Source organism: Streptomyces sp. NPDC045967 (assembly GCF_056430495.1).
The window spans coordinates 58,560-79,046 of sequence record NZ_JBWKLE010000021.1 but is presented as its reverse complement, the minus strand read 5'-3'; the positions used below and the strand labels follow the sequence as shown (position 1 = coordinate 79,046).

Sequence of the window (20,487 nt, the reverse complement as noted above, 5' to 3'; positions counted from 1 at the left end):
AGGTGCCCGATGCCCTCCCCGTCGCCGTTCCCACCCTCGTCGGACGCCCCCGGCCCCGATGTCCGTCCGCTGCTGATCCTGATCAGCCCCATGGACCAGGAGACCCGCGGCCACCTGCTGGAATCCGTGGCGCACGAGCACCGGATCTGGCTGTTCTCCGACCGGGAGCCCGGCTGGGAGGCCCCGTTCATCACCGGGCACACCCTCGTCGACACCCTGGACGCCGAGGGCATGACCCGCCACGCCGGTCCCGTCGGCGCGGACGCGATCCTGTGCTGGGACGAGACGCGCATCCTGCCGGCTGCCCGGGTGGCCCGAGCCCTCGGTCTGCCCGGGCTCACCCCGGAGGCGGTACTGACCTGTCGCGACAAGCACCTGACCCGTCTCGCGGTGGCCGCGGCCGGCGGCCCCCAGGCCCGCTCCACCGCCGTGTCCACGCTGGACGAGGCGTACGCGGCGGCCGCTCGGACGGGCTACCCCGTCGTGGTCAAGCCGCGCGCGCTGGTCGGCAGCACGGGCACCCGCATGGCCCGCACGCCCGAGGAACTCGCCGCGATCTTCCCCGGCATCCGCGGGACCACCATGGTCGAGGTACGCGAGCGCTTCGAGCAGCCCGTCCTCGTGGAGGAGTACCTCGACGGCCCCGAGATCAGCGTCGACGCCCTGATCTGGGACGGTGAGGTCACCCCGCTCTTCGTGGCCCGCAAGGAGCTGAGCCCGCCCCCCAACTTCGAAGAGGTGGGCCATGGCGTCGACGCCGCCGACCCGCTGCTCACCGACCCCGAACTGCTGAGGGTACTGACCACCGTGCACGCCGCCGTCGGCATCACCCGCGGCTGGACGCACTCGGAATGGCGCCTCACCGCCCGCGGCCCGGCCCTGGTCGAGGTCAACGCGCGCAGTGGCGGCGACTTCATCTCCTACCTCGGCCTGCTGGCCACCGGATGGAACGCCGGCCTCGCCGCCGCCTCCCTGGCCCTGGGCAAGCACCCCGAACAGGGCGTCGCCCGGCACGGCGCAGCCGCCGTCCGCTTCCTCTACCCCGAGGTGGAGACCGTCGTGGGCCGGGTCACCATCGACCGGGACCGGCTCCCCGCCGCCATCGAGATCGCCCGGGTCGTCGCCCGGCCCGGTCACATCCTGGAACTCCCGCCCGCCTCGCACACCGGCCGCTACGCCATGCTGGTGGCCGCCGCCGACACGGCGAACGCCTGCCGGGCGGCCCTGGACGCGGCCGAGGACGCCGTACGCCTCGAAGCGGCTGCCCCGGTCACCGCAGCGCGATGAGCGTGGACGAGGGCACGCGGAACGCCGCCGGGATGGAAGCGGTGGGCATCGCGCGCACCTGGCGCGAAGCCCCCCTGCCCGTCAAGGCGGTGATCGCCGGGATCATGGTGAACCGCCTGGGCGGCTTCCTCCAGGTGTTCCTGGTGCTCTACATGGTGGCGGGCGGCTTCCCCGTGGTGCGGGCGGGCTTCGCCCTCGCCGCACACGGCGCCGGCGCGGTCGCCGGGATCCTCCTGGGCGGTTGGCTCGTCGCCCGGATCGGCGTCCGGGCCTCGATCGTCTCCTCGATGACCGTCAACGCCGTCCTCACCGCGGCCCTGCTGTATGCCCACTCCTACCCGGTACTGCTGCTGCTCGCCGCGGGCACCGGCGCGGCGAGCCAGGTCTACCGGCCCGCCTCCGCGGAGCTGGTCAGCCGCCTGACCAGCGAGCAGCGCCGCGTGATGGTCTTCGCCATGTACCGGCTCGCCACCAACGTCGGCACCACCGCCGCCCCGCTGATCGGGGCGCTGCTCGTCGCCCACTCGTACGCCCTGCTCTTCTGGGCGGAGGCGGCAGCGGCCCTGGCCGTCGCCGTGCTCGGGCAGCGGCTGCTCCCGCGCGACCGGCCCCCGCGCGGTACGGCCGCCCCGTCGGCGCGGCCGCGGGGGACCGGCCCCACCGGCTACCGGGCCGTGCTGCACGACCGGGGTTTCGTCCTGTTCCTGCTGGCCATCTTGGGCTTCTCCGCCGTCTACACCCAGTACCTGTCGACGCTGCCGCTCGCCGTGCGCGCCCACGGCTTCGACGTCTTCGTCTACGGCGTGCTCGTCGCGGTCAACGGGGCCATCGTCATCCTCTGCGAGCTGCTGGTCACCCGGCAGGTGCAGCGCTGGCCCGCCCGGGTGTCGAGCATCGCCGGGATTCTGGCCGTCGGCGCGGGCCTGACGGCCTACGCCCTGCCGCTGGGCCTCGCCGGACTGGTGCTCGCCACCGTGGTGTGGTCCGTCGGCGAGATCATCGGCTCCCCGACGATGACCGCCTACCCCGCGCTGGCCGCGGCTCCGGAGGATCGCAGCCAGTACCTCGGCGCCTCGCAGGCGATGTTCGGCGTCGGCTCCGCCGTGGGTCCCGCCGCCGGGGTTGCCGCGTGGGCCCTGATGGGCGACGCCGTCTGGCTGCTGTGCGGGGCCGTCGCGGTGCTCGCGGCGCTCGCCGCCCACTTCGGGATGCCGGCCTCACCGCGCCGTACGTCCCCTTCACACAAGGAGAGTTGAGAGAACGTGTCACCGGTTCCCCGCAGAAGCGTACTCACGGCGGCCTCAGGAACGGCTCTGACCGGAGCGCTGCTCCTCGACGGATTCGCCGCCCCGCCCGCCCGGGCCGAGGCGCCGTCGCCCGATCCCGTACCGCCGGCCCCGGCCGCCGCGGAAGCCGGCGAGCAGGTGTCCCTGCGCTTCACGGACGCCACCAACGGCGCCGCCACCGCGACCGCCGGCGGGGATCGGATCGTCGCCGAGGTACAGGGCGTCCTGTGGGCGGTGCCCCGGGACGGCTCTGCCGCCACCGCGCTCACCCCGCCGGACCTGGAGCCGAACCGGCCGGTCTTCTCGCCCGACGGCCGCCAGGTCGCCATGAGCGCCTACCGGGACGGGGCCTTCCACATCTGGCTGATGCGGGCGGACGGTTCCGGTCTGCGCAGGCTCACCGACGGCCCCTGGGACGACCGCGCGCCCGCCTGGTCGCCGGACGGCCGCACCCTCGCCTTCTGCTCCGAGCGCGGCGGTGACCCCGTCGCCGGCACCCCGTACCGCATCTGGACGGTGTCCGTGCGCGACGGCGCCCTGACACAGGTAACCGGCCGCCCCGGCCAGGACGGGCCCGGACAGGACCGCCCGTGGGAGGACTTCGACCCGGCCTGGTCCGCCGACGGCTCCCGGCTGCTGTTCGTCCGCGCGGGTTGGACCGCGCCCGCGCTGACGGCCCGCATGCTCGTGTCCGCCGCGGCCGACGGGAGCGCGGCGCGCGTCGAGCACACCACCGCCGAGGGCAACCTGCTGACGCCCGCCGTCTCCCCGGCGGGGCGCACCGCGTGGCTGCGGAGCACACCCGGGCCGCCGAAGACCGAGGCGATGGCCCTGTTCGTGGACGGCCGGCAGGTGGCGCTGGACGCCGAACTCGCGCCCGCCCCGCCTCGCTGGATCGACGACGAGCAACTGCTGCTGACCGTCGGCGGCCGCTTTCGGGTGATCCGCCCGCACCGCGACGACCGGGGGCGCGAGATCGCCCTCGACGCCACCCTCCGGGTCCGCCGGCCCCGCTACACGGTCAAGGAGTACGCGCTGGAGGCCGAGTCCTCCCGCCCGGTGCGCGGCATCCACCAGCCGAGCCTGTCCCCGGACGGGCTCGGCATCGCCTTCGCCGCGCTGAACGCGCTGTGGGTGGTGGGCGTCTCCGGCGGCTCCCCGCGCAAGATCCTGCAGAGCCCTCCCACCGCCTACGTCCAGGGCCCGGTGTGGTCCCCCGACGGCCGCGCGCTGATCTGGACCGACGACCGGGACGGGCTGGGTGCGGTGCGCCGCCGCGAGCTCCACGGGGGAGCGGAGAGCGTCCTCGCCCCCGGCGGCCGCGTCCACGGGGTGCCCTCGCCGGACGGAACGCGGCTGGCCTGCCTGGACATGGCGGGCAACCTGCTGGTGCGGGAGCTGTCAACCGGCGCCGAGCGGGTGCTGGCCGCCCCGCTGGGCGGCGGCGGGCTCCCGGGCCGGCCGAGCTGGTCACCCGACGGCCGCTACCTCGCCCTCTGCGACCGCAACCGACTCAACTTCCGCTTCCGTGAGGGCCACAACCTCATCCGTGTCGTCGACACGCACACCGGCGCGGCCCGCCTGTACGGCCTGGCCCCGCACGTGTCCCTGTCCGACCGGTACGCCTCGGGGCCCGTATGGTCACCGGACGGACGGGCGCTGGCCTGCGTCAGCGAGTCCGCGCTGTGGCTGCTTCCGGTGGGCCCCGACGGCGCCCCGGCGGGCGAGGCCCGCCTCCTGACGGAGGAACCGGCCGACCACCCGTCCTGGTCGGGGGACTCCCGGACCCTGCTCTACCAGTCCAGCGGCCGGCTGCGGCTGCTCGGCGTCGACGCCGCGGGTGCGCCCGCCGGAGCCCCGCGCACCGTGCCGGTGTCGCTGACCTACCGCCGTCCCACCCCCGTCGACACGGTCGTGCACGCCGGACTGTTGTGGGACGGCACCGGATCCGCGCCGCGCGCCGACGTGGACGTCCTCATCAGCGGCGGCCGGATCACCGCCGTCGAACCGCACCGTCCGGGTCGCGCCGCCGTCCGTACCGTGGACGCCTCCGCGCGTACGGTCCTGCCCGGCCTGTGGGACTCTCACGTGCACCCCTGGCAGTACACCTACGGCGCCCGCCAGGGCGCCCTCCAGCTCGCGTACGGCATCACCACGGCCGTCTCCCTCGGCGGGTTCGCCTACGAACAGGCGCGGCTGCGCGAGGACATCGCCGCGGGTTTGCTGGCAGCGCCCCGGCTGCTGGCCACGGGGGAACTGCTCGACGGCTCGCGCGTGGGCTACAGCATGGGCCGCGCGCACCGCACCGACGAGGGCTTCGCCCGCTCCCTGGCCCGCGCGGACGCGCTGGACTGGGACTTCGTCAAGACGTACGTGCGCGCCCCCTACCGGCAGATGGCCGCGGCCGCCCGCCACGCGCACGAGCGGCTGGGCGTGCTGAGCGGTACGCACCTGTGCGCCGCCGGGATCCAGTCCGGGATGGACCTCACCACGCACCTGCTGTCGACCGACCGCGCCGAGTACGGGCACGGCGCGAGCGCCGAGGGCCACACCCACCAGGACACCCTGGAGATCTACAACCGGGGCCGCTTCGACCTCATCGCCACCCCGTTCACTGCGATGGCGTTGATCGGCGCGCACCCGGAGGTGGCGCAGGACCCGCGGGTGACGGCGATGATGCCGCCCTGGGACGTCTCCGTCGTCCAGGGGCTGGCCTCCCGGCCGCCGACGGACGGTGAACTGGCCGTGCTGGAACGCGAGGTCGACGCCTACCGACGGGTGGCGCGCGGCGGCGGCAGGCTGGTACTGGGCACCGACGCGCCCCTGTCCCCGGTCGGACTGCACCTGCACATGGCCATGCGCGCCCTGCACCGGTACGGGCTCTCGCCGGCCGAGGTGCTGACCACGGCCACCCTGACGCCCGCCCGGGTCTTCGGGGCGGACCGGCACCTGGGCACGGTGGAGCGGGGGAAGCTGGCGGACCTCACGCTGGTCGACGGCGACCCCTTCGAGGACTTCGCCTCCCTCATCCGTACGGCCGGTGTCGTGCGGGGCGGGGTCCTACACGAACGGGCCGCACTGGAAGGGGCCTTCGGCGGTCCGCGGACGGGCCGGATGGCCGACCTGGCGGCGCCTGCGGGCGGCTGGGCGGCGGTCACCGAGCAAATGGTCAAGGACGGCTGCTGCGAGGACCACCGCATGAAATGATGGCGCCCATGCCGAGCACCAGCCCCCGGTCCCTGACCGAGATCCGCTCCCTGATCGACGCGCTCGACGGGGAGCTGGTCGACCTCCTCGCCCAGCGCCAACGGCTGGTGCGGGCGGCGGCGGGCTTCAAGGCCGACGAACGGGCCGTACGCGCCCCCGACCGGGCGGAGCGGGTGATCGCGGCGGCCCGGGCCAGGGCCGAGACCGCGGGGCTGGCCCCCGAGGTCGCGGACGCCGTCTGGCGGGCCATGGTCGGGGCCTTCATCGACCTCGAACTCACCGAGCACCGCGGCGCCACCGCGCCGTAGCGAGCGGAACAGCGGCGCGCGGGACTCGGGGCCCCACCGGGTCCTTTCCGAGAGTGATGGATGAAATGCGACATGGTGCGGAGGGGCTTCCGGACCGGAGGAGTCCCCGCCGAGCCTCCGAGGGATCACAACGACGGTAGCCCGTTGGCGCAGATCCAGCGCCTGGAGGCCCTCATCGCCCCTACGGGGGGTCACAACTACGGGCTGGACGCTCCGGCGCCGGACTCGTCGCAGTCCTCATCGACCCTCCGGGGGGTCACAACAGGACGGGGCGGTCGGAACAGGGCTCGCACGCTCAGCCAGTCCTCATCGCCCTCTGAGGGGTCACAACAGCGCGATGCCGCGCCAACTGGTGGAGTCGAAGGTCCGGTCCTCATCGCCCCTCGGCGGGATCACAACGGGGCGTGGGCGTAGTTGATGGCCGCTGCGACATCGGGAGCGGGTTCATCGGCGCCGGGGACTGGGGCATCACGGAGCGCGGCGTCTGCACGGACAAGAAGGCGCGGCGCGAGATCGTCCTCTTCCTGACCCCGGACCGGCGTCGTCCGCCACTGACGCCGCGCCGCAGGGGTCGCGTACGGGCCGCGCCGAGCGGCCGGCCCGCACGCCTTCGGCCCTCGGCTCCAGCCGGGGGCCGAAGGCGTGGTCCCGGGCGGGAGCCCGGGACCACGCGGCGGTGCCGGGTCAGCCAGGGGTGACTTCCCGGCGCAGTTCCACCAGTGCGCGCAGGGCCGCGCTGTACATGTGGAGGCTCTTCTCGTTGTGGCTGTTGATGGCCGTCTTGACCTCCCGGAAGGTCTTGGCGATGACCTCGTCCAGATCGGTGATGTCGATGCCGTTCATGTCGTTCATGGCTGTGTCTCCTTTGATGGTGTCGGTGGTCAGCCGATGGGCCAGCGGGTGAGGCTCGTCCACGGGGCGCAGTCGGTCGCCTTGTCCGTGCCCAGACCGTCACGGACGCGGTGGTGGTGGGCATGTAGGAGCTGCGGATGCGGACCTCGGCCGTTCCGTCACCGCACACCTGCGTGTGCTTGCGGGTCGCGACCCTGTCCCACCCCGAGGTGCTGTTCCTCGACGAACCCACGGCAGGCATGGACGCCGAAGGCCGCCACGCCACCTGGCGGCTCGTCCGGGAGCTGCGGGAGCAGGGCACGACGATCCTGCTCACCACGCACTACCTCGAAGAAGCCGAATCCCTCGCCGACCGGTTGGCCATCATGCACCGGGGGCGGATCGCCGGCACCGGTACCGTCTCGCAGATCGTCGCCGATCACCCGTCGACGCTGTCGTTCGGTCTCCCCGAGCAGTGGAACGTCCGCGACCTGCCGGTCAGCGGAACCGCGGAGGAGCGCGACGGCCGGGTGACCGTCACCACGGACCGGCTGCAGAAGGACGCCGCCCGGCTCCTGGCCTGGGCCGAGGACAACGACGTCGAGCTGGAGCGGTTCACGGCCCGCCCGGCCTCCCTCGAGGAGGCCTTCATCAGGATCGCCGGTACGCACGAGGACGCCGAGGACACCCGGCACCAGCAGGAGGGGGAGGACGAGTGAACGCTCCGGCCATACGGCACATGAAGGCCCTGTTCCGCATCGAGTGGAAGCTGTTCAACCGGATCAAGGCGAACTACCTGTTCGTGGTGTTCGTACCGCTGATGATCCTCGTGACGATGCGGGCCGTCCAGGACCAGCTGGACATCGCCAAGTACGGCCTGAACGCGGGACCGCTCATGGTGTCGACCGCCGCGGGGACCCTGCTCATCTTCACCCTCTACTCCTCCGTCACCGGCCTGTACGTGGCACGCAGGGAGGAGCTGGTCCTCAAACGGCTGCGGACGGGAGAGCTGTCCGACCCGGTGATCCTCGCCGGCGGCGCGTCCATGTACGTGACGATCGCCGTCGTGCAGATCATCGTGGTGACCGCCGTGCTGTCGGTGATGTTCGACGCGGCTCCCCAAGCGCTGCTCGCGGCGCTCGCCGGACTCGTCACCGGCGTCGCACTGATGACGGCGATGGCAGCGGCGACCGCGGCGCTCTGCCGCACCGTCGAGTCGGTGATGGTCGCCACGCTCCCGGCCATCTTCATCCTGCCGATGATCTCCGGGGTCTACATCCCCCGCGAGGTGCTGCCCGATCCGCTCGGCGAGGCGCTCCTGTTCGCGCCGCTGTCCTCGACGGTCGATCTGATCCGCTCGGGCTGGACGGCGGAACTGACGGTGGGCGCGGCGCTGGCCCGAGTCGCGCTGACGGTCGCGTGGACGGCCCTGTTCGCGTGGATCGCGATCCGCAAGTTCCGCTGGGAGCCCCGTACGTGACGCCGGCCGCCCCTCGCGCCGAGCGGTGGAGTTCGCACCGTCCAAGACCTCGCGGATGATGTCCGCGTGACCGGCGTGCCGGGCCGTCTCCTTGACCAGGTGCAGCAGGATCCGGCGCGCCGACCAGGAGACGGGCTCCGGCGGGGGCCAGGGGGGGGCAGGGAGGGGAACGGCCACGCCCAACATGGTGTGGTTCCGCGCGGCCGGGCTGCCCGAGAAGCGGGGGGGGGGTGCCTCTATGTTCTTCGTTCTTCGTCAAGCGTGTGGGCAACCCCGGTCCGGGGTTCGATCTTCTTCGTGGGGCATGAGACTGTCTGGTCGTGCCACAGATGATGAGCGGGTTGAAGGCGGCCTTGGCTGAGGCGTCGTCTCCTTCATGGGCGCAACGTGTTCGTGCCGGGCGCGACCTTGCTTCCTTCGTTGATGTTCCTGAGGCTGCCGAAGTGCTGGTGGGGCTGCTGCTGGACGTCGAGGACACGGCGGTGACCCGGGAGACGGCAGAGGCCCTGGCCCGGGTGGGGACGGTGGCCGCGGTAAGGCTCATTGCTCTCGCGGTTGCCGAGGCTGACGACAACCAGGCTGACTGGCTGCAGACCGGGGTGCATGACGCGCTCGTGGGTGCGGACGGTGGTGTGCCGAACGTCGCAGCGGCTTGCGCGGGCCTTGCCCGGGACCAGGAAGACGCTGTCCGACGGGCTGCCGCTGATATCTCGGCGTGGGCAGACGACACAAGGCGTTGACGTGAATCGGCCTGCCTGTGGGCTGGTTCACGCAGCCGCCGCTTGGGGGAAGCGGGGTTCGTAGAAGGTGCTGTCGCGGAGCATCGCGAACAGCACGCTGATGCGTTGGCGGGCGGGGCGGAGAACGGGGGGCATCGCTGCTCTGCTGCGATCGTGCCCGCTACCGCACCCTGCACCCATGACGTCCCGCAGGTGGGCGACGCCGCCGCCTGCATCTACCTGGGGTGTTTGCGCTGTGGTCCGAGTGATGCGCGGGACCCCCGGTAAAGGGTGACGTGTTCTGTCAGTTTTGGCATGAACGATGGATGACATGAACAACGAGGACATCTCTCAGAACGCCCAGAGCACTCAGAGCACCGTGCAGGCCAGCCCAGCGGGTCCGCTCGCGGGGCGGGTCGCGCTCGTGGCGGGTGCTACCCGCGGGGCGGGCCGGGCGCAAGCCGTGGAGCTGGGCCGGGCAGGGGCGACCGTGTACGTCACCGGCCGAACCACCCGGGCCCGGGCCAGCGAGGTCGGCCGGACCACCGAGACCATCGAGGAGACCGCCGAACTCGTCACCGCAGCGGGCGGCGCCGGGATCGCGGTTCCCACCGACCATCTCGACGAAGCCCAGGTACGTGCCCTCGTCGAGCGGATCGACCGGGAGTACGGCCGCCTCGACATCCTCGTCAACGACTTGTGGGGCGGCGAGCACCTGCTGGTCAGCTCAGTGTTCGGGAAGAAGAGCTGGGAGACACCGCTCGCCGACGGCCTGCGGATCCTGGAGCTCGGCGCGCGCTCGCACGTGATCACGGCGGCGCTGCTGCTTCCGCTGCTGATCCGCTCCGACGCGCCGCTGCTTGTGGAGGTAACCGACGGCACCGCGCACTTCAACCGCCGCTACCGGGAGAACATCTACTACGACCTGGCGAAGAACGCCCCGATCCGCCTCGCGTTCGGGCTGGGGCAGGAGCTGGCGGAGTACGGGGGCACGGCGGTCGCGGTCTCGCCGGGCTTCCTGCGCTCGGAGCAGATGCTCTCCCACTTCGGAGTGAGTGAGGAGAACTGGCGTGACGCGATCGCCCAGGAGCCGGCGTTCGCGATCGCGGAGTCCCCGCGCTACCTGGCCCGTACGGTCGCGGCGCTGGCCGCCGACCCGGATCGCGCGAAGCGGTGGAACGGCAAGTCCACCTCCAGCGGGGAACTCGCCAGGGTGTACGGGGTGACGGACGTGGACGGCAGCCGGCCCGACGCCTGGGCCTACTTCGAGGACGTCGTCTACGGCGGCAAGGATGGCTCCCCCGAGGACTACCGCTGATCCTCGGCTTCCCCGGGTTCCGCCTCCTGAGGGTCGGCCCGGTAGAGGGCGGCCAGGGCTGCGGCGCGCTCACGAAACCGGGCACGCAGGCAAGCCGGGGCGAGCACCTCGGCGTCCGCGCCGAGCCGGGCCAGCTGGTCGAAGGCGACGTCCTCGGACTCCGTCGGCAGGTCGAGGGTGACCAGGCCGGCGGGGTCCGGGGCGCTCGCGGAGGCGAGCGCGTCCGCGACGGCGGCCCCGTCCACGACGGCGGGCAGCCGCCGTAGCCCCCGGCCGGTCAGTCGGATCGTGACGGTGGTGCACAGCAGGGTGCGGGCGAAGGCGGCCGAGTGGGCCTCCCAGTGCGCGGCCAGCTCGAAGGACGGGTCGCGCACGAACGGCTCCTCCGCGCCGGGAGCGGGGCCGAGGGCGGTGATCCGGTCGACGCGGTAGGTACGCCAGGCGCCGTCGTGATCCTCCCGCTCACCGGGGATGCGGGCCACGGCGTACCAGGTGCCGGCCTTCAGCACGAGCCCGTAGGGCTCCACCACCCGCGCCACGGCAGAGGACCGTGCACCGTCCCGGCCGGGCCGCGCGTAGGACAGTTGGACGGCCCGGTCCGCCCACACCGCGCGGGCCAGCTCCGGCAGCAGTTCCGGGGTGGCGGGTTCGCGGAACCACGCCGGGGCGTCGAGGTGGAAGCGGCGCACCGAGGACTCGGCGGCCTGGCGTACCGACGGGAGCAGGGTCGCGGTCAGCTTCAGCCGGGCGGTTTCCGCCGCGTCCGACAGCCCCAGATCCTGCAACGCCGAGGGCAGACCGGACAGGAAGAGCGTCTCCGCCTCGCTCGGATGGAGCGTGGTGAGCCGGGTCCGGTAACCCGCGGCGAGGAAGTACCCGCCCACCCGACCCCGCTCCGATCGGACGGGGACGCCGGCCTCCTGCAACGCCTGGGCGTCGCGGATCACGGTCCGCTCGGAGACCTCCAGCTCACGAGCGAGGGCGGCCGCGGTCAGGCCGGGGTTCGACTGGATCAGGAGAGCCATACGGATCAGGCGGGCGGCACGCATCCTCAAAGGATCACCGACCCGACGAACAAACGGGATCTCCTGCCGCCGCTGGGCCCTCGCTGAGGCTCTGTGGCGTGTCGCGGCGGACGCGGACGGGGCAGTCGCCGTTCTGGACTCGGTCTTCGCACGCGCCGAACAGAACCCATGGTCCCGGTGGTCGGTGGTGCGGGCGGCCCGCACGACGGCCCTCCTCGGCCCGGCGGGACGGCCGCTCGCCGCCCGTCTGGAAGCCGCCCTCAATGATCCGGCACAGGCACCGGCCGCAGTGCTGGCCCTCACGGCCGTGGCCGAACCCGCCTCACTGGACCGCACCGCGCTCGCCGAGGCCGTCCTCCGCTCCGCCGGACAGGGCGCCGATCCGGAGGGTGCCTGCGACGCCCTGGAAGCACTCGGCCCCGACGCATTGACCAGCGACCACGTGAGCCGACTTGCCGCTCTCGCCGACGGAGACGAACGGGTGATCCGCTCGGGGGTCGAAGACCGCGTCATCCGCCAGGACGAAGCACTCCGAAACCGCGCCCGGATACTCCTCACCCACTGCCCGCCGTGAGCGTCGTAGGTGGTCAGTGTCAGCGCCTTGCTGGCGCGCTGGCAATCCTGACCTACCGCGCCCCGGCGGTGGCGAGGTGGGCGTCCACGGCGACGACACCGTCGACGCCCTGGCAGAGGCCCACGACCACCGGCACCAGACGCGGCTCCGGGACGTGACCGCGCAGGGCAACGACCCCCTCCCGCACCTCGACTGCGACGGCGCCCTTGTCCAAGCCGAGGATGCGTCCCAGGACGTCCTGCTCCACCTCGCCGCGGATCTCGGCGTCGGAGCGGATGAAGGCGTCGAGCAAATCGCTGCGGCTGACGATGCCGGTGAGGAGCCCGTCGTCGCCGACCACCGGCAGCTGCTTGACGTGCCGCCTGCGGAGTTCCCGAGCGGCCCGGGGAATCGTCCAGTCGGCGCGGGCGGTGAAGACGGGTCTGCTCATGAGCGCGCCCGCGGTCCGAGCGCGGGCCTTGCCCCAGGCGCCCTCTTCGCTCCCGTCCTTCCCCTGCGGATCGGGCATCCCGGTCTCGTGCCGCAGCACGTCGGACGCGGACACGACGCCGACGAGGGCTCCGTCGTCGTCGACGACCGGGGCCGCGACGATGTCGTTCGCATCGAGCAGGCCGACGACGTCCTCGACCGATGTGTCGGGGCGGACGGTGACGACATCCCCGGTCATTACGTCCCCGACGGTGCGGCGGTGCAGCATGGCATCGGCCTCCTCCGTTTGGCGAGGGGGCGGCCGCGGTCGGACCACCCCGGGCGGACGACGCGCGGCGCTCCGGCTTCCAAGACCCTGCCGGCTCGTCAACGCGTCTTCCCTCTTCATGACAGCACCCCGCCGCTCCAGCGACCACCGACGTTTGACCTGGCGAGGAGGCGACGGCCCCACGCCAGAGTGCCTCCGAGCGCGGTAGGTGCCGGCTGTGCTGCCGGGCGAATCAGCCCACGAGATCGGCGTACAGAATGATGTTGTCGGGCCGGTGGCCGTCGGTGATGTCCCCGCCGCAGGTGATGACGCGCAGCTCGGGGCGGGCGGTGTCGCCGTACACCTTGTGGGTGGGGAACCGTTTCTTGTCCACCTGCTCCAGCTCGCGTACGCGGAAGACGGCGGTGCTGCCGTCCGCCCGGGACACCGTGATCTCGTCGCCGGTGCGGACGCGCGAGACGTCCTTGAGCACGGCCGGTCCGCGGACGGTGTCGAAGTGGCCGATCAGCACGGAGGGGCCGGTCTCCCCGGGGGTGACGCCCTTGCCGTACCAGCCGATCTTGTCCGCGTCGGCGACGGAGGGGACCTCGACCGTGCCGTCGGCTGCCAGCCCCAGCGTCAGCAGCGGTGAGGCGTCCACCCCGGCCGAGGGAATGCGTACGCGGACGGGAGCGGAGGCGGGCAGCGGAGCGGCCGGCGCCGGCGCCGCGGGGGCGGTGGTGGGCGTGACCGAGGGCGGGGCGGCGGCGGGGGCCGGGTCGGCGGTGGTGGTGGCGGTGGTCGCGCCGCTGCTGCCGCACCCGGTCAGGGCGGCGGCGAGGAGGACGGCGGCGAACAGCGGGCGGGCGGCGCGGTGGGCCATGGGGGCGCTCCGGGAACGGGCTGCGGCGGGCCACCGGAAGGGTGGCCCGCCGCAGGCGTGGCAGGCGTGGCAGGCGGGTCGGGCAGGGGCGGGGTCAGTCCTGCACGCGGCGGCGGCGCAGGACCACGCTGGCCCCGAGCGCACCGAAGACCGCCATCAGCCCGGCCCCGGCCGCCACGGTGGTGGTGTCGCTGGGGGTGTCCCCGGCCGCGATCTCGGCACCCGCGGCGACCCCGCCCTTGGGCACGACGGAGGTCTGGCCGGAGGTCGGCGACTTCGGGGCGGCGGTGGTGGGCGCGGTGGACGGCTTGGCGGAGGGCTCGTGGGACACCGGGGTCTCCGGCTGAGGCTTCTGGGTCGGCGTTTGCAGCGTGTAGAAGGGCGTGCAGCCGGGGCGCAGCTTCGGGAAGGCGGCGTGGCCCCACGGAGCGCCGTTCTGCAGGTGCCACTCCAGGACCGGCTCGGCCGAGCTCGCGTTCAGGATGCGTACCTCTCCCTCCCTGGCCGGCAGCGTGGGGTTGGTCCGGTCGAGCGTTCGCCACGGGGTCTCGGAGGCGGGCCCGTACAGCGTGGCGACGGGGCCCGACGGCGACATGGTCAGCTGGGCCTCCAGGCCGCGCCCCAGCACCTGGTGCACCGGCCCGGACTGGCACTCGGAACCCTGGCCCTTCGGCAGCGGGTAGGAGGTGCTCTTGCCGTCCTTGGTCACGACGAGGGTTTGGACGTGGATCTCTGCGCCCTCGACCAGTTCCAGCTTCAGGTCGTTGGCCGAGCCGGAGCGGTGCTTGTCGTCGAGGACGGTGACCACCGAGCCCATGTAGTCGTCGCCCGGCTTCCAGTCCGCGGAGACGGAGCGGATCCAGGCTTCGGGTCCCTCCGCCCGGTAACGCAGCACCGCGACCAGGCCTTTGTCGATGGAGACGGGGGTGCCGGCGTACCGGTCGGGGACGGAGGACGGCGCGGCCGCGGCACTCGCAGGGGTGGCGGCGAAGGCGGCACCGGCGGGGGCGAGAAGAGCCCCGGCGAGCACGGCGGTGGCGATGGCGGTGCGGGCGGCGGTACGCATAACGACTCCTTGAAGCGGTTTGGAAAGGAAGGGAGAGCCGCATGCCGCGTTGTCTCTGTCGGGTTTCGTCCGGGTGAGGGTCCGGCGGGCTGCTGAGGAAAAAACTACGGATCTTGTGCGAGCGGACGATCTGCTTCCTGTCATCGCCGCGTAACAGCGAATGGATATGTCGATTCCGCAGCGAATTTCCGGTGGGCAAGGGTCGTCATTTCACTGCCCACAAAGAACCGTTGTTCGAGCGTAAAAGACTGGCCTACGGCCAGACTGCACAGGTCGATGGGGTCGATCCGGCCCGTGCTCGAACGTTGTTTGTTCAACACGGGCGAAGCGCCCGGCCGTCCCTATTGGCTTCACCCGACCACCCTCCCAGCCGAGGCTCCGCGGCCGGCTCGATCGTCGCCAACGCCATCGGCCTGGCGGAGTCCGCGGGCAGGACAAGGCGTGAGACGACACGGAAGCGCAAATCCCCGGCCGCAGCGTGAACCTCTTTTGGAGAACCTCCGGCTCGTTTCAACGGCCTGGCTCTCCTCGATTGCGTCGCGGTGCCGCATATCGATTCACCCGGCCACCCCGAAACCGAGAGCCGCGGCACTATTGCCCAACGACACCTCGTGACGGACGCCTTTCCAGCAGCCGAACTGCGGGGCGTCCTCACCCCACAACGTCGGCATGGTTGGCCAGTGATAGGACAAACTCGGTCCGTCAGGAGGCGACGGTGCTGGTCGGGGCCATCGACGAGTGGCTGTCACCAGCAAGGTCGCCGACCGCAGGAGGACGTCAGCGGTGGCCCAACACGTTGACCACCCGGCCATTGGGGTCACGGACGAAGAACCGCCGTACTCCCCACTCCTCCTCCTGCAACGGGTAGACGATCTCCACCCCACGCTCCTGCATGACCGCGTAGGCCGCATCCACATCGTCCACCTCAACGCTCATGTCCGGCGTGACCGGTGCGGTCTTGTCGCTGGACATGACGCTGATCTGCGCTGCCGGGCTGGACGGGGAGGCGAGCGTCATGATCCAGCCGTGGTTCATGACCTCCTCGAAGCCCAGCAGGCCGTAAAACTCCCGGCTCTCCTCGGCGGCCTCGGACTGGATGTTGGGCACGACGCGACGAACTGCCATCGAAGACTCCAAACAAGATCGGGGGGCGGCGAAGCGGATCTCGATTGAGCGGACTTTGGTGGGTCAGTGCCAGGAGGAGGGCGAAGACGATCCGGAGCCGTTCCAGGAGATGATCAGAAGGATGACTATGATCGCCAACGGGACGGCGACGAGCAGGGCGCACCGGATCGCACCGGGCAGGTTCTTCCTCGGAAGGTGCTGAGCGAGCAGCTTGGCCTCGGAGGTGTCGTTTCGCCAGTGCGGCTGGAGCTCCGCGGTGCCGTCGGAGATCGCCGCGGCCACCCGGGCGGCGCCCGCGGGGTGGTACGTGCGCCGCTTGCTCTCGCCCCAAGTGGAGTGCGATACGTGGAGGTTGCTGCGGACCTCGTTGGCATTCGCGGTGGCGTCCAGGCAGGTCGTCCGAAGAGCCGGCCAGGCTCGGGCCAGCTGGCCCTTGAGGGTCTACTTGCCGGCATAGGTGCTCCAGATGGCGGCGGCTGCCGCGCCGCTCGACCATCAGTCAGCCGTACGGCACCTATGAAGAGACCGGCGCGTCGAACGCGGACAGGCTCTCGACAGCCCCGGCGCGGCTGGCTGGCCGCAAGCAGCCATCTCCACGATCACGGACGCGGTGATGTCACCGCAGGCCGCCGCATCCGCAGTCAGTGGGGTGTTCACCATTCCAGGGCGATGATCTGCACGATGTAGACGCGTTCGCGGCGGACGACGACCTGGTATGTGATCATTCCGCCGGGGAGAGTGAGCGTGTCGCCGTTGGGGTCGAGGCCTTGGTGGTCGCTGGCGTGGAGGTAGCCGACCTCGCACACGCGCACCAGCTCGTCCGCCTTCTTCTCCACCTCCCGCAGGAAAGCGGCGGGCGCCGTCCTGGCGGCTGCCTCGGCGCTGAAGGCGTACTCCCATTTCCAAGTCAACCGCGCACCGCCCGATGGGCTTCATCGAGTACAGCGCTGATATCGGCGAGGGCCTTGTTTACCGCTTCTTCGTCGTCATGCCCGGTCTTGTCGTACGTGGCCAGCACGTCCTGCGCGTGCTGGTAGCGCGACCGCAGGTCCACACGCCGGGCGATCTCGATCTTCTGCGCCCAGACCAACAGCCAGGCCTGGATGGGAGCGAGCGACTTGTGGTCGATGGCCTGGGCGAAGGCCTCGTCCATCGTGCGCTGCATTTCCCCCAGCCGAGACGGATCAACCCTTGCCAGGGCCGCACGCAGGGCGCTCGCGGTGCGTTCCGGGCGGGGGATCAGCTCGTTCGCGGTGTCATGCTGCGGTACCGGTGTCACGGGGTGCTCCTCTCCATCGGCACTCCGAACCTACCGGCTCTCCCGTGATCATTTCTTCTCGTCTCCTTCCGGGCTTGCGGAGGGTCCAGCGGTCGTGAACTACCTGTTCGATACTTCGACAAGCTCTCAATTCACGACCCGAATGCCGAACCCCTGCTGTCGGAGCGTCGTGTGCAAGGGGTTCGATCTTGATTGGCCCTGGAGCGACGGGATGCTCGGGACGCCACACCCGGGAGTGGCCTGCGCTCACCATGTCCGGGCTTGTTGGGTGATGGTTGGCCGGGGGCCGGCGGTGGTGTCCATGCAGCCACAGATGAACCCCATCGCGGCCGCCGCGATGGGGTTCATCTCGTCTCTCGTCTCGCAGGCAGCCCAGGGAGCCGGCTTCGCCCCTCAGTGGACCGTACCCTCGGAGTCCGTCAGCGGCTTGATGTCACCGCTGAGGTCGACGGAGACGATGTCGTCGTCGATCATCTCGGCGCGAACTTCTCCGCCTGGGCCCGCATGTTGTCCATCAGGTCCGGGCCGTCGATGCCGGTGGGGAAGCCGGGGTAGTTCTCCACCTCGGTGGTCGTGGTGAGCGAGCCACCGACGCATATGGAGCTGCCGAAGAGCAGGGGCTTCAGCCGTGCGCGGGCCGTGTACGGCGGGGCGGTGTAACCGGCAGGGCCGGAGCCGGTGATGATGACCTCGCGTCGTCGTCATGCGTCATGATGCGGTCAGCTCTCCTGCTCCTTCGCGTTCTTGGCGTCGATCTCGGCGACAAGGCCCTCGATGAGGCCCTTGATCTCGTCGCGGATGGAGCGGACGGCGTCCACGCCCTGGCCGGCCGGGTCCTCGAGCTGCCAGTCGAGGTAGGTCTTGCCGGGGAAGTACGGGCAGGCGTCCCCGCAGCCCATCGTGATGATGTAGTCCGATGCCTGGGCGGCCTCGGGAGTGAGGACCTTCGGCTTCTGGTCGGAGATGTCGATCCCCAGCTCGGCCATCGCGGCCACCGCGGCGGGGTTGATCTGCTCTCCGGGGACGGAGCCGGCGGAGCGGACCTCGACCCGGTCGCCCGCGAGGTGGCGCAGGAATCCGGCGGCCATCTGCGATCGGCCTGCGTTGTGGACGCAGACGAACAGCACGGATGCGAGCGGGGTGGAGGACATCGTCTCTTCCTTCAATCCAATGACTCATCCCGGACTGGTATCAGCCCCGAGTGATGTGACAGTATCAGCACATGATGATGTCAGTCGACACTGATCTGCTCAGGGTTCTGGCCGACCCGCTCAGGCTCCGGATCGTGACCCTCCTGGCCAGGGAAACGCTCTGCACCACCCACCTCGTGGAGGAGACGGGTGCCAAGCAGACGAACCTCTCCAACCATCTGAAGGTGCTGCGGGAGGCCGGCGTCGTGGAGACGGAGCCGTGCGGAAGATTCACGTACTACCGCGTGCGTCCGGCGGTCATCGAAACCATCGCCGGCCAATTCGCCGCTCTTGCCCAGACCGCGCGCGTCACCGCCGAGTCGAACGTCAAGCGGTCCTGCCCGTAGTCCGCCCCCTGCCTTACTCGCACCTGCGCACGCACCCGCCCGAGGAGAAGTCCTTGTCCGTCGCCGAGCCCGTCGCGGAGACCGTCATAGCCACCGACGCGTCCACGCCCCAGCCCGCACCCGGTGCGACTCCGCCCCGCACTCCGCTCGTCGCCCGGGCCGCCGCCGAGCTCGTCGGTACCGCCGCTCTGGTGGCGGTCGTGGTCGGCTCAGGCATCCAGGCCACCGAGCTGACCCAGGACGTGGGCCTGCAGCTCCTGGCGAACTCCCTGGCCACCGTCTTCGGCCTGGGCGTCCTCATCACCCTGCTGGGCCCCCTGTCCGGAGCGCATTTCAACCCGGCCGTCACGCTCGCCGAGTGGTGGACAGCCCGCCGCGGCGGCGCCGGAGTCACCGCCCGCGAGCTGGCGGTGTACCTGCCGTCCCAGATCGCCGGTGCCATCGCGGGCGCCGTCCTGGCCGATGCGATGTTCGGCGAGCCGCTGGTCCAGTGGTCCACGCACGACCGCTCGGCCGGGAACCTGCTGCTCGGCGAGGTCGTCGCGACCGCCGGACTCATCCTGCTGATCTTCGGACTGGCCCGCACCGATCGCCTGCGCTTCGCGCCCGTCGCAGTGGCCTCGTACATCGGTGCCGCGTACTGGTTCACCTCCTCCACCTCCTTCGCCAACCCGGCCGTCACCATCGGGCGCGCCTTCACGGACACCTTCGCGGGCATCGCGCCCGCCTCGGTCCCCGCCTTCATCGCCATGCAGCTGGCGGGCGCCGTCGTGGGCCTGGCGCTGGTAGCGGTCATCTTCATGCGAGGAAAGACGGAGCAGGAAGTGGCCGGCGCGTGACGCAGCACGCGGACGTGGTGGTGATCGGCGGCGGCCAGGCAGGGCTCGCCGCCGGCTACCACCTGCGCCGGGCGGGCATCGACTTCACCGTCCTCGACGCCCAGACCACCCCCGGCGGTGCCTGGCAGCACGCCTGGGACTCACTGCACCTCTTCTCTCCGGCCGCCTACTCCTCCTTGCCCGGCCGCCTCATGCCGCAGCAGGAGGGCAAGCCCTTCCCGGACGTCGCGCACCTGCTGGAGTACCTGGCCGACTACGAGAAGCGGTACGAACTCCCCGTCCAGCGCGGCGTCCGTGTCACCGGCGTGCACGACGCCTCGCCACTGCTGCGCGTCGAGACGGACACGGGCGCCTGGACCGCCCGCGCTGTGATCAATGCGACCGGCACCTGGTGGCGCCCTTTCCTCCCCGCCGTCCCCGGCCGGTCTGACTTCCAGGGCCGCCAGCACCACACGGTGGAATACCGCACCCCCCGGGACCACGCCGGCCAGCGCGTCATCGTCGTGGGCGGCGGCAACTCCGGCGCCCAGATCGCCGCCGACCTCGCCCCGCACGCCACCGTCCGCTGGGTCACCCAGCGCCCGCCCCGCTACCTGCCGGACGAGATCGACGGCCGCGCCCTCTTCGAACTCGCCACTCGGCGCGTGCGGTCCGGCGGTCCCCGCATCTCCGACCTCGGCGACATCGTCGCCGTCCCGCCCGTCCGCGCGGCCCGCGACGCCGGCCTCATCCCCGACCACCGCATGTTCGACAGCCTGACAGCCGACGGAGGCCGCTGGGCCGACGGCGGCACCTGGCCCTGCGACGCGATCATCTGGTGCACGGGCTTCCGCCCCGCCCTCTCGCACCTGACTCCGCTGGGCCTGCGCACCGAGGGCGGCCGCATCCCCACCGAAGGCACCCGCGCCATCGCCGACCCGCGGATCCACCTCCTCGGCTACGGAGACTGGACCGGCCCGGCCTCCGCGACCCTCATCGGCGTCGGCCGCACGGCTCGTGAAGCGGCCCGTCAGATCGCCGAACTCCTCAGGGCCTGAACCGCCCAGC

Annotated in this window: 22 protein-coding genes and 2 pseudogenes; 12 read left to right on the top strand and 12 right to left on the bottom strand. The window is 71.7% G+C overall.

Annotated elements, in window-relative coordinates; all coding sequences use genetic code 11:
- The first annotated feature begins 9 nt into the window (after positions 1–9).
- Genes AC07FY_RS28895 through AC07FY_RS28880 form a run of 4 tightly spaced genes read left to right on the top strand, consistent with a single transcriptional unit; the run spans position 10 to position 6,088 of the window.
- Positions 10–1,287: an ATP-grasp domain-containing protein gene (locus AC07FY_RS28895; protein WP_479011979.1), complete on the top strand. Its 1,278-nt coding sequence runs from the start codon at positions 10–12 to the stop codon at positions 1,285–1,287.
- Complete coding sequence (locus tag AC07FY_RS28890; RefSeq protein ID WP_479011976.1) at positions 1,284–2,543, top strand: MFS transporter; 1,260 nt, start codon at positions 1,284–1,286, stop codon at positions 2,541–2,543. Before AC07FY_RS28895 ends, AC07FY_RS28890 begins: the two co-directional genes overlap by 4 nt.
- A gap of 6 nt (positions 2,544–2,549) precedes the next feature.
- Positions 2,550–5,780, top strand: a complete 3,231-nt coding sequence (locus AC07FY_RS28885) for an amidohydrolase family protein (protein ID WP_479011973.1) — start codon at positions 2,550–2,552, stop codon at positions 5,778–5,780.
- Between the two features lie 8 nt (positions 5,781–5,788).
- A complete protein-coding gene (locus AC07FY_RS28880; RefSeq protein WP_479011970.1) occupies positions 5,789–6,088 on the top strand; it encodes a chorismate mutase in 300 nt (99 codons plus the stop codon).
- Between the two features lie 684 nt (positions 6,089–6,772).
- On the opposite strand, the gene AC07FY_RS28875 is transcribed toward AC07FY_RS28880, so the two are convergent.
- Positions 6,773–6,940 carry a hypothetical protein gene (locus AC07FY_RS28875; protein ID WP_479011968.1) on the bottom strand — a complete coding sequence of 56 codons (168 nt, stop codon included), beginning with the start codon at positions 6,938–6,940 and terminating at the stop codon, positions 6,773–6,775.
- Between the two features lie 137 nt (positions 6,941–7,077).
- Here AC07FY_RS28875 and AC07FY_RS28870 point away from each other — a divergent pair, with 137 nt between their 5' ends.
- Together AC07FY_RS28870 and AC07FY_RS28865 are read left to right on the top strand one after the other, a co-directional pair.
- Complete coding sequence (locus AC07FY_RS28870; protein WP_479011966.1) at positions 7,078–7,638, top strand: ATP-binding cassette domain-containing protein; 561 nt, start codon at positions 7,078–7,080, stop codon at positions 7,636–7,638.
- Positions 7,635–8,399, top strand: coding sequence for an ABC transporter permease (locus AC07FY_RS28865; protein ID WP_479011963.1), 765 nt, complete (start codon positions 7,635–7,637; stop codon positions 8,397–8,399). Before AC07FY_RS28870 ends, AC07FY_RS28865 begins: the two co-directional genes overlap by 4 nt.
- 27 nt (positions 8,400–8,426) lie before the next feature.
- On the opposite strand, the pseudogene AC07FY_RS28860 reads toward AC07FY_RS28865, so the two are convergent.
- Positions 8,427–8,582 (bottom strand): annotated as a pseudogene (locus AC07FY_RS28860) (mycothiol transferase); the annotation flags it as partial.
- A 146-nt stretch (positions 8,583–8,728) separates the two neighbouring features.
- Here AC07FY_RS28860 and AC07FY_RS28855 point away from each other — a divergent pair.
- Entirely contained in the window at positions 8,729–9,139 is a 411-nt protein-coding gene (locus AC07FY_RS28855) for a HEAT repeat domain-containing protein (RefSeq protein WP_479012053.1), read from the top strand.
- Positions 9,140–9,449: 310 nt separating this feature from the next.
- Positions 9,450–10,436 carry an SDR family oxidoreductase gene (locus AC07FY_RS28850; protein WP_479011960.1) on the top strand — a complete coding sequence of 329 codons (987 nt, stop codon included), beginning with the start codon at positions 9,450–9,452 and terminating at the stop codon, positions 10,434–10,436.
- Here AC07FY_RS28850 and AC07FY_RS28845 read toward each other — a convergent pair.
- The gene (locus tag AC07FY_RS28845; protein ID WP_479011958.1) at positions 10,427–11,485 is read right to left on the bottom strand and encodes a helix-turn-helix transcriptional regulator; all 1,059 of its coding nucleotides are present in this window, start codon (positions 11,483–11,485) and stop codon (positions 10,427–10,429) included. The two genes, AC07FY_RS28850 and AC07FY_RS28845, sit on opposite strands and share 10 nt — an antisense overlap.
- A 163-nt stretch (positions 11,486–11,648) precedes the next feature.
- Here AC07FY_RS28845 and AC07FY_RS28840 point away from each other — a divergent pair, with 163 nt between their 5' ends.
- On the top strand, positions 11,649–12,035 hold the full coding sequence (locus tag AC07FY_RS28840; RefSeq protein WP_479011955.1) for a hypothetical protein: 387 nt from the start codon (positions 11,649–11,651) through the stop codon (positions 12,033–12,035).
- Positions 12,036–12,087: 52 nt separating this feature from the next.
- On the opposite strand, the gene AC07FY_RS28835 is transcribed toward AC07FY_RS28840, so the two are convergent.
- From AC07FY_RS28835 to AC07FY_RS28795, 9 genes and pseudogenes are all read right to left on the bottom strand, one after another.
- Positions 12,088–12,732: a CBS domain-containing protein gene (locus AC07FY_RS28835; protein ID WP_479011952.1), complete on the bottom strand. Its 645-nt coding sequence runs from the start codon at positions 12,730–12,732 to the stop codon at positions 12,088–12,090.
- A 232-nt stretch (positions 12,733–12,964) separates the two neighbouring features.
- On the bottom strand, positions 12,965–13,594 hold the full coding sequence (locus AC07FY_RS28830) for a class F sortase (protein WP_479011949.1): 630 nt from the start codon (positions 13,592–13,594) through the stop codon (positions 12,965–12,967).
- A 94-nt stretch (positions 13,595–13,688) separates the two neighbouring features.
- Entirely contained in the window at positions 13,689–14,660 is a 972-nt protein-coding gene (locus AC07FY_RS28825; protein ID WP_479011946.1) for a hypothetical protein, read from the bottom strand.
- 777 nt (positions 14,661–15,437) lie between these two features.
- On the bottom strand, positions 15,438–15,785 hold the full coding sequence (locus AC07FY_RS28820) for a VOC family protein (protein ID WP_479011944.1): 348 nt from the start codon (positions 15,783–15,785) through the stop codon (positions 15,438–15,440).
- Between the two features lie 63 nt (positions 15,786–15,848).
- The gene (locus AC07FY_RS28815) at positions 15,849–16,067 is read right to left on the bottom strand and encodes a hypothetical protein (RefSeq protein ID WP_479011942.1); all 219 of its coding nucleotides are present in this window, start codon (positions 16,065–16,067) and stop codon (positions 15,849–15,851) included.
- A gap of 371 nt (positions 16,068–16,438) precedes the next feature.
- A complete protein-coding gene (locus tag AC07FY_RS28810) occupies positions 16,439–16,696 on the bottom strand; it encodes a hypothetical protein (protein WP_479011939.1) in 258 nt (85 codons plus the stop codon).
- The gene (locus tag AC07FY_RS28805) at positions 16,693–17,064 is read right to left on the bottom strand and encodes a hypothetical protein (protein ID WP_479011936.1); all 372 of its coding nucleotides are present in this window, start codon (positions 17,062–17,064) and stop codon (positions 16,693–16,695) included. The genes AC07FY_RS28810 and AC07FY_RS28805 overlap by 4 nt, the downstream gene beginning before the upstream one ends.
- Positions 17,065–17,460: 396 nt before the next feature.
- Positions 17,461–17,750: pseudogene (locus AC07FY_RS28800) on the bottom strand (NAD(P)/FAD-dependent oxidoreductase); the annotation flags it as partial.
- Between the two features lie 33 nt (positions 17,751–17,783).
- Positions 17,784–18,215 (bottom strand): arsenate reductase ArsC, encoded by a 432-nt coding sequence (locus tag AC07FY_RS28795; RefSeq protein ID WP_479011933.1) that lies wholly within the window; start codon positions 18,213–18,215, stop codon positions 17,784–17,786.
- Positions 18,216–18,286: 71 nt separating this feature from the next.
- Between AC07FY_RS28795 and AC07FY_RS28790 the strand changes: the two genes are divergently transcribed.
- The 3 genes from AC07FY_RS28790 to AC07FY_RS28780 are packed head-to-tail and all read left to right on the top strand — an operon-like array spanning position 18,287 to position 20,477.
- A complete protein-coding gene (locus AC07FY_RS28790; protein WP_479011930.1) occupies positions 18,287–18,601 on the top strand; it encodes an ArsR/SmtB family transcription factor in 315 nt (104 codons plus the stop codon).
- Between the two features lie 53 nt (positions 18,602–18,654).
- Positions 18,655–19,440, top strand: coding sequence for an aquaporin (locus AC07FY_RS28785; protein WP_479011927.1), 786 nt, complete (start codon positions 18,655–18,657; stop codon positions 19,438–19,440).
- Positions 19,437–20,477 carry an ArsO family NAD(P)H-dependent flavin-containing monooxygenase gene (locus AC07FY_RS28780; protein WP_479011924.1) on the top strand — a complete coding sequence of 347 codons (1,041 nt, stop codon included), beginning with the start codon at positions 19,437–19,439 and terminating at the stop codon, positions 20,475–20,477. Before AC07FY_RS28785 ends, AC07FY_RS28780 begins: the two co-directional genes overlap by 4 nt.
- The last annotated feature ends 10 nt before the right edge of the window (positions 20,478–20,487 follow it).